General features: G+C 44.2%; 8 protein-coding genes and 1 riboswitch. All 8 genes read left to right on the forward strand.

The features are described 5' to 3' along the window. Positions 1–70: 70 nt before the first annotated feature. The 8 genes from CXK86_RS15840 to CXK86_RS15875 all read left to right on the forward strand — a co-directional run bounded on the left by CXK86_RS15840 (position 71) and on the right by CXK86_RS15875 (position 6,268). Positions 71–835, forward strand: coding sequence for a class I SAM-dependent methyltransferase (locus CXK86_RS15840; RefSeq protein WP_101314056.1), 765 nt, complete (start codon positions 71–73; stop codon positions 833–835). An 11-nt stretch (positions 836–846) separates the two neighbouring features. Then, a complete protein-coding gene (locus CXK86_RS15845; protein WP_101314057.1) occupies positions 847–1,476 on the forward strand; it encodes a pentapeptide repeat-containing protein in 630 nt (209 codons plus the stop codon). A gap of 70 nt (positions 1,477–1,546) precedes the next feature. Then, a riboswitch (guanidine-I (ykkC/yxkD leader) is annotated at positions 1,547–1,647 on the forward strand. A gap of 101 nt (positions 1,648–1,748) precedes the next feature. Then, on the forward strand, positions 1,749–2,087 hold the full coding sequence (locus tag CXK86_RS15850; RefSeq protein WP_101314058.1) for a DMT family transporter: 339 nt from the start codon (positions 1,749–1,751) through the stop codon (positions 2,085–2,087). Continuing rightward, a complete protein-coding gene (locus tag CXK86_RS15855; RefSeq protein WP_036670814.1) occupies positions 2,087–2,401 on the forward strand; it encodes a DMT family transporter in 315 nt (104 codons plus the stop codon). The genes CXK86_RS15850 and CXK86_RS15855 overlap by 1 nt, the downstream gene beginning before the upstream one ends. A gap of 117 nt (positions 2,402–2,518) precedes the next feature. Continuing rightward, positions 2,519–3,925 (forward strand): DEAD/DEAH box helicase, encoded by a 1,407-nt coding sequence (locus CXK86_RS15860; RefSeq protein ID WP_101314059.1) that lies wholly within the window; start codon positions 2,519–2,521, stop codon positions 3,923–3,925. Between the two features lie 142 nt (positions 3,926–4,067). Beyond that, positions 4,068–4,421 carry an MmcQ/YjbR family DNA-binding protein gene (locus tag CXK86_RS15865; RefSeq protein WP_076249404.1) on the forward strand — a complete coding sequence of 118 codons (354 nt, stop codon included), beginning with the start codon at positions 4,068–4,070 and terminating at the stop codon, positions 4,419–4,421. A gap of 105 nt (positions 4,422–4,526) precedes the next feature. Further along, complete coding sequence (locus CXK86_RS15870; protein WP_101314060.1) at positions 4,527–5,219, forward strand: hypothetical protein; 693 nt, start codon at positions 4,527–4,529, stop codon at positions 5,217–5,219. A 164-nt stretch (positions 5,220–5,383) separates the two neighbouring features. Then, entirely contained in the window at positions 5,384–6,268 is an 885-nt protein-coding gene (locus CXK86_RS15875; protein ID WP_101314061.1) for an alpha/beta hydrolase, read from the forward strand. The last annotated feature ends 230 nt before the right edge of the window (positions 6,269–6,498 follow it).

Here is a 6,498-nt window from a genome sequence, read left to right on the forward strand (position 1 = left end):
TTGACAGTTCTCTTATATTGAAGTTATTATAGATACATTAGATCCTTAATTGAGAAGGAGATTATAATCTATGAATAACGGACATTCATCCGGTCAAGTGAACGAATCATCGAGTGGTCATTCCGCTCCTTTTGCTACGTTACAGGGCACACCTATCTTATCATTGCTCCAGCCATCCCAAGGTGAACGTATTCTTGATGTGGGTTGTGGTAATGGGGATCTGACAGCGAAAATCGCAGCCGCAGGTGCGCTGACAAAAGGTATAGATTTTTCAGAAGAGACGATTAGGCAAGCTAAACAGAAATACCCTGATATGAATATTCAAGTAGCAAATGCTTGTCATTATCGGACAGAAGAACCGTTTGATGCGGTCTTCTCTCATGCCGTTCTGCATTGGATAAAGGATGCTCCAGCTGTAGTACAATCAATACAGTTAGCGCTCAAGAGGGGCGGGCGATTCGTGGCTGAGTTTGCTGCAAATGGTAACACGGCTATATTAATTACAGCGGTACAGGAAGAACTGGATGCCCGTGGATACAAATGGGAAGGACGGAATCCGTGGTATCACCCGACCATTGGCGAATATGCTAATCTTCTGGAGCAACACGGATTTCGAGTTAGTCTGGCTCAGCATGTGGATCAATTTACCCCGTTCAAGCCAGGTGCCAGAAAGTGGTTGACCAGCTTCGCGGAGTATTTATTCAGTGGTATCACAGCTGCGGAACAGGATGTTATTATGGAAGCAGTTGAGAAAAAAGTACAGCCACAACTGATGCGGGATGGACAGTGGTATCTGGACAGAAGCCGACTGCGAGTTGTAGCTATTAAGGAATAGGGGAATACAGGATGAAAATGGACAAACCCAAGATTCAGGAGCAGTTGCTCGAACCGGAAACGATTGCATTCCTGGAATCCAAAGTGGAGTACAAACACAAACTGATCGAGAACATTACATTGGATCAACAGGAAGCGAGTAAGGTTTCCTTTGAAAATGTTGTATTTAGACATGTGACCATCTCGGAGTCTACCTTGGAACAATTTGAATTCACCGATGTCAGGTTCGAACACTGCGACTTCTCCAATGTCAATCTCTCTGGTGCCTTCATGCACCGGATCGAATGGCATAACTGCAAGTTTGTCGGAACGGATTTTTCCAATAGCCGATTGCAAAATGTCAGTTTCCTTCATGGTCTAGGCGACTATAGCAATTTCCGTTTTGCCCATCTGAAACAGGTCTCCTTCTCAGAAAGTACCTTGATTGGTGCGGACTTTGCCTATCTGGCACTGCAAAAAATGGAGTTCAGTCAATGTAACATCGACCAAGCTTCCTTAACAGGCACCAAACTGAAGGATTTGGATCTTAGCGATTGCGAATTTGACTCCTTGGTGCTGACCATGGAAGATCTCAACGGTTGTGTGATTTCACCACATCAAGCCGCCACATTTGTAGGATTAATGGGTTTGATTATCAAATAAATGGCGTGATCACATTTACGGGGTTGCCAAGATAGTGGAAGTGTGTATAATTGGAGACACATTAGAATAAAAACAGGTTTTCTAGGGTTCCGCGATGGATGTGTCGGTCTGGTCCGAGAGAAAACCCGCAACCTGTTGGTTGTGCCACGGAGGGATAAAAGCCTGGGAGATGAACTGCTACATGCAGTTTGTTTCCCGGGCTTTTTTTGTTTTTACGCTAATGAACCTTACGGGTTGTACAAAAAATGTAGTAGAGAAGGAGTGTTACAAGAATGAATAAAACGTGGATGTCGGTTGTGATTGCTGCGTTGTTTGAAGTAGGTTGGGTCATTGGATTGAAACATGCCAGTGGTCTGCTGGAATGGGGGGTTACGTTGATTGCAATTATCATTAGTTTCTCCTTGATGATTGCAGCTTCGCGTACACTGCCTGTGGGAACCGTATATGCCGTATTCGTTGGCCTGGGTACCGCTGGCACGGTACTTGCAGAGATTGTTCTGTTTAATGCGACTGTTCAAACCGGAAAAATGGTACTCATTGGTGTACTTTTACTTGGCGTGATTGGTCTTAAAATGCTGAGCAAAGAGAAGAATAAGGAGGTGCAGCTATAATGAACTGGGTATTTCTTATCTTGGCAGGTATATTTGAGATGATCGGAGTGCTGATGATAAACAAGTTGCACAAAGACCGTAATCTCATTTCACTGGTTCTATTGGTAGGCGGGTTTGGTTTAAGCTTCCTGTTCCTGTCCATTGCAATGGAAACTCTTCCGATGGGGACAGCATATGCCGTATGGACGGGAATCGGGGCCTCCGGTGGTGCCATTCTGGGCATGGTGTTCTATGGAGAACCTCGAAATGCCCTTCGAATTCTGTTTATCGCTATGGTGCTCGGATCGGCAGTTGGTCTTAAATTGGTCAGTTAAACAAAGTGATTTTAAAAAGATAATGTACAAATTACGTTTTTAATGGTATCCTTATACGTTACGTGTGAAATAAAAGATGCGTCATATTGATAGATGTGCGTAAATGAAGGAGACAACATGACATTTAAGGACTTAAATATTATCCCCTCTATTATGGAAGGGTTAAGCAAAGCAAACTATACTAATCCTACCCCTATACAGGAACAGGCCATACCAGCTGTATTAGCTGGCAGAGATCTGCTGGGATGTGCACAGACAGGAACAGGCAAGACGGCAGCATTTTCAGTGCCGATCATTCAATTATTAAGCGAAAGATCCAAAGGACAAGGATCAAAGTCCGTACGACATATTCGCTCATTAATTTTGACACCAACACGAGAGCTGGCGATTCAGATCGCGGATAACATCAAGGTATATAGCCGGTATACGGACATTCGTTGTACGGCAATCGTTGGCGGCGTTTCGCAAAAAGTGCAAGAGCGTGCGCTGAATCAAGGTGCAGATATTATTATCGCAACGCCTGGTAGATTGAACGATCTGATTAACCAGAAACGTATTGATCTGAAGATGGTTGAGATTCTCGTTTTGGATGAAGCAGACCGGATGTTGGACATGGGCTTCATTCATGATGTGAAAAGAATCATTGCCAAAATGCCGAACAAAAAGCAGACGCTGTTCTTCTCAGCTACGATGCCTCCTGAAATCACCAAAATGGTTAAAACCCTGCTGGTTGATCCAGTCAAAGTAGAAATCACACCGGTATCTTCAACGGTAGACCGCATTGAGCAGTCTATTTATTTGTTGGAAAACGGCAAGAAGCAACATATGTTGAACCAAATTTTGGAGGATAAATCCATCGTCACGGCATTGGTGTTCACACGCACGAAGCGCGGCGCTGACCGGGTTACACGTGATTTGGCCAAAGCGAATGTTACGGCACAGGCTATTCATGGCAACAAGTCTCAGAACGAGAGACAACGGGCACTGAACAACTTCAAGAGTGGTGCAACACGTGTATTAGTTGCGACGGATATCGCGGCAAGAGGAATTGACGTAGAGGAACTTTCACATGTCATTAACTTTAACCTGCCTAACATTCCGGAAACGTATGTTCACCGTATTGGCCGTACAGGTCGAGCAGGCAAAAGCGGGATGGCCATCTCGTTCTGCGAGAAGGACGAACTTCCATTCCTGAAGGATATCGAGAAAGTAATCAAAAAGACGATTCCTGAAGTAAAAGGTCATCCGTATCCAATGACAGGTGTACCTGTGTTTGATAAAACCAGCAAAGCATCAGGCAGTAAACCTTCGTTCAACAAATCGGCTGCAGGCAAACCGGCGAAGTCCAAAGCTAACCCGGCACGCAAGCCCAAATCCGAATGGTTTGCCAAGAGTGGTAAATCAAACAGTAGTCGTTCAAACGACGGTAGACCCAATAGCAGTAGATCAAACAGTAGTAGCAGTAAATCTAACCATGGCTCATTCAGCCGCAGCAGCAAAACTAGGAATGATAGAGCCAATTAAGATCTAAATAAATCCAGATAAAACCTTCTCCATTCATTTGGAGGAGGTTTTATTATGTGCTTTTATGTGCAACGAGCTTATTTACATACGAACTTACATTCGGTATCATTATATCGTCCACTGGTGAAAGGGAGGTACTGACTTGAAGGATACGATGATTGAATACAGTTTGAAGAAGAAAGGTGCGACCAAGGATTATCCATTTGGGCCTGATCCAGTCGCGATGAAGGTCGGAGGGAAAATATTCGCATTACTTTTCGAAGACAAAGAAGAAAATGGTCTATTAAACTTAAAATGTGATCCCATTATTGCAGAGAACCTGAGAGAGCAGCATGAAGCGGTTCGACCAGGATATCATATGAACAAAAAACACTGGAATACCATTACGCTGGATGGTTCATTGTCCGATGAAGATGTCTATGTCATGATCGATCACTCGTATGATATGGTTGTCAAATCCCTTCCAAAAAGCGTTCGGGAGTCTTTGGCCGAATGAGGAGAACATATACCACTTTCTCTACACCTCATTCATCATGTTATTGACATTTAAGAGGTAGGTGAAAAGGCTAATGGTCTGCTTCTCTAACAGAATGAATATCCTATGAAAATGAAGACATATTTGAAGTCCATTTGGTTGCATTACCTTGGAAATAAACAAGATCGAACGGCCTTGTTTAATGTGGCTTCCCTTGTTATCAATGCTGTAACAGGGATAGGCAAGTTAATCCTGGGCATATATCTGCTTTCGGGATGGTTCATTACAAATGCTGTATATTATCTGATTCTGTGTGTGGCAAAAGGACAAGTGCTCCATAAATATACAGTTACCAAGAGAATGGACTCTCCCGAAGAAAGATATAGATTAGAACTTACGGTATATAAGCGCGGAGGTCTGTTCCTGTGTTTACTAGGCGTGTCCTATTCGATGGTCTGCCTGCGAATGTATCTAATCGGCGATGCCTTCATATATGAGGGTAACATCGTGTATATCGTATCTACAGTTGCTTTTACCAAGCTGGTTTTTGCCGTGTATGGTACCTGGGCGAACCGTCATCTCCATAACCCGATCATATCTACATTGAAAATGATTAACTTCACCGATGCGATGGTATCCATCGTGGTGACCCAAGCGACGTTACTTACCATGCAAGGCTCACCTCTTGCATTAAAAACCAGTAGCTTGTTTGGCATGGGGTGCAGCGTTTTATTTTGTTTGATGGGGGGCTGGATGATGTTCCACAAAAAAAAGGAAACAAGCACGGACCCAAACCAATCTCCTGGCACTGAATGTTAACATTGAAGCATTAAGAGCAGGGGAAGGTAATTTTGGTTGACGTTTCAGCATGTTGATCAATACATATCAAATGATTTGCACATGACGGAATAGACAAGTGTCATCTATACTTAAAGTGACAACGGAAGAAGGCGTATTGGCAATCCACTAAAGGAGTGATATCTATGGATCAACAACAACAATTGGCAATGGTACAACGTATGCGTCAAAATGTCGTCGGTACAGGTGCAGCTCTTCAACCCAGTTCCACGTATGCGGTCACAGTAAAAGAAGTCATGATTCCTACAACTAAAGGGGATACACGTGTACTTGTGTATACACCGGATAGGGAGCATTCCGCGCCTCTGCCGGTCTTCTTTAATATGCATGGGGGTGGTTTCATCTTGGGACAAGCAGAGATGGATGATCCATGGTGTCGCTTGATTGCTGATCGATCTGATTGTGTGGTCGTTAATATCGATTACAGTCTTGCACCAGAGCACAAGTTCCCAACGGCGGTTCATGAATGTTACGACGTTGTACAGTGGGTCCATGCCAACCCGCAATCCTTCTCGGTTAACCCGTCTCTATTCGCTATTGGGGGACATAGCGCTGGTGGTAATCTTGCTGCAGCAGTGTGTTTACTGAATCAGCAACGAGGTAGCGAGCTGCCAATTGTTCTGCAAATTATGGATTATGCCGTATTGGATGTGGCTACAGATCCGGCCGAGAAACCGAGTTTTGCAGAAGCCATTCCAGCCGATATCGCCAGAACGTTCAATGCTATGTACCTTGAAACGTCAGAAGAGGCGCAAGACCCGTTGGCTTCACCTGTGCTTGCAACATCAGTAGAGGGACTTTCAGAAGCATTGATCATTACCGCGGAGAAAGATTCACTGGCCCAAGAAGCAAGAACATATGCAGCAAGGCTGGAAGCAAGCGGTGTGAAGGTGACACTTAAGGAGTATAAGGGAGCCGCTCATGGATTTACGCATTTTGGCGATCTCCAGATGGCTGAGGATGCCTGGTACCTGATGAGTGACAAGATCAGAGAAGCATTTTCCAAATAACGTGTATCAGAATGACGCTTAGTAGGAATCTGGTTACCTTGAAGTCGCCTAATGGCGGCTTTTTTCGTTATGGCTTTAGCCAGTTGAGTGCGTGAAACGCGCGAAACAAAAACCAGCTAATGTTTGTCAAGCATTTCTGGTTGGATGAGTTCTCTTTTCGTGGTATACTTTTTCCGACCAACACGAATAACCTCCACGGGTATGGAGGTTTTGGTTAAATATGGATTACA

The organism is Paenibacillus sp. BGI2013, assembly GCF_002843485.1.
GTDB classification, from domain to species: Bacteria; Bacillota; Bacilli; order Paenibacillales; family Paenibacillaceae; genus Paenibacillus; species Paenibacillus amylolyticus.